The 1,760-nt window shown below is 70.6% G+C and carries 1 protein-coding gene and 1 pseudogene; both read left to right on the top strand.

The window, feature by feature from the left end; all coding sequences use genetic code 11:
- Window positions 1-1,201, top strand: a 1,201-nt coding sequence (locus VGO20_RS20365; protein WP_327504216.1) for a hypothetical protein, incomplete at its 5' end; no start/stop codon positions are given.
- A gap of 49 nt (window positions 1,202-1,250) precedes the next feature.
- A pseudogene (locus VGO20_RS20360) lies at window positions 1,251-1,760 on the top strand (hypothetical protein); the annotation flags it as partial.

Here is a 1,760-nt window from a genome sequence, read left to right as displayed (position 1 = left end):
CCTGGCCTCGGCCGCCAACACCGGGCCCGTGACCCTGGACGCCGGGCCGGGGGCGGTGAGCCTGCGCAGGGGCGACGGCACCGTGCCGCTCGCCGCCGGCGACCTGCGCCCCGGCCACGTCGTCGGCGTGAAGTACGACGCGTCCGGCGGCGGGCGCTTCCGGCTTCTCCACCCCGCGCTGCCGGTGCCGACACCCGCGGACGCGGGCAGGACGCTCCAGGTCGACGCCGCCGGCACCGGCTATCAGCTAGCCGGGCCGCTTCGGGCATTCAGGAACGGGATCATCAACGGCGCCTTCGACGTCTGGCAGCGCGGCACCGCGATCACCTGCCGGACCAATCGGGCCGAGTACGGACCGGACCGCTTCTACCTGTGGAATGCCGCCGGAACCGACGGCGACTACACGCTCCAGCGTACGATGGGCGCGGATGGGATCGGATACCGGTGCGCGATCATCTGCAACCGGTTCGTGGGGACGGGACAGGCCCAGCGGTTCGCGCAGATCATCGAGGAAGCCAACGTCCGCCGGTTCGCCGGCAGGCGCGTAACGCTCTCGTTCAGGGCGCTGAAATCGGTTACCTGGAATCAAGGAGTTTCCGTGCTTCTCGTTACGGGAACCGTCGCCGACGAGGGGTCGACCGCGTTGGAAAGCGGCGCCTGGGCAAGCATGGCCTACCCCCTGAATACCCTCGTTCCCGTCACGCCCGCCGATAGCCGCTTCTCCTACACCGTCGACATTCCCTCCGACGTTCGGGAAATGGCGTTCAAGCTGCACTGGGACAATTCCGGGCTGGCGGCCGGGGCTGTTCTCGAGATCGGCGAAGTGCAGGTCGAGGCGAGCCCGGTTTCGACACCGTTCGAGCGGGTTCCCATCGAAATCGAGACGGCCCGATGCCAGCGGTACTATCAGCGGGTCGGCCCGGGCATGAGCCTGACGACGGATGGCGGGACGACCGCATACGTCTCGGTCCCGTTCGGCAGGATGCGACGCACGCCGACCGCGGGCCTGGTCTCGCCCAGCGTGACGGTGGCCGTTCCCGCCGTGATCACCACGACCTCCAGCAATACCGCCATCGGCGGCGCGAAGATGACCCCGGCCGGCGGATACGTCGTCCTGACGGGCTTCGGCGGGCTGGGCAGCAACAACAGCGGCACGATCGACCAGACCGAGGACTGGCTCGCGCTCGACGCGGAGCTGTGAAGCCCGCCCGCGACGTCCTTCAGTATCATCCAGGCATTGTGAGACAGACATGAGCATCGGCAACCGCGTCGAGCAGACCTCCACCACGACCGGCACCGGCCCGATCGAGCTGCTGGCCCCGCCCGCCGGGCGGCGCGGCTTCGTCGACGAGTTCGGCGCCGGCGCCACCGCCCGCTACGTCATCGAGAACGAGGACGGCTCCGCCTGGGAGATCGGCGACGGCACCGTCAATGCCGGCCCGCCCCAGACCCTGACCCGCTCGCCCATCCGCTCCTCCAACGCCAACGCGCTGGTCAACTTCGCCGCCGGCCTCAAGCGGATCTACTGCCCGGCCGGCGATGCCGACTGGGCGCGCTTCGGCGGCGGCATGCCCGCCGCGGTCGGCACCGCGGACGCGATCGTGATCGCCCACGCCCCTTCGGTGGCCCGCTACGTCGACGGCATGGAGTTCTGGTTCCTGGCCTCGGCCGCCAACACCGGGCCCGTGACCCTGGACGCCGGGCCGGGGGCGGTGAGCCTGCGCAGGGGCGACGGCACCGTGCCGCTCGCCGCCGGCGAC

The sequence above is a fragment of the Arenibaculum sp. genome, from assembly GCF_035998295.1.
Classification (GTDB): domain Bacteria; phylum Pseudomonadota; class Alphaproteobacteria; order Azospirillales; family Azospirillaceae; genus DASYHS01.
This window is presented reverse-complemented; position numbering and strand designations above follow the sequence as displayed.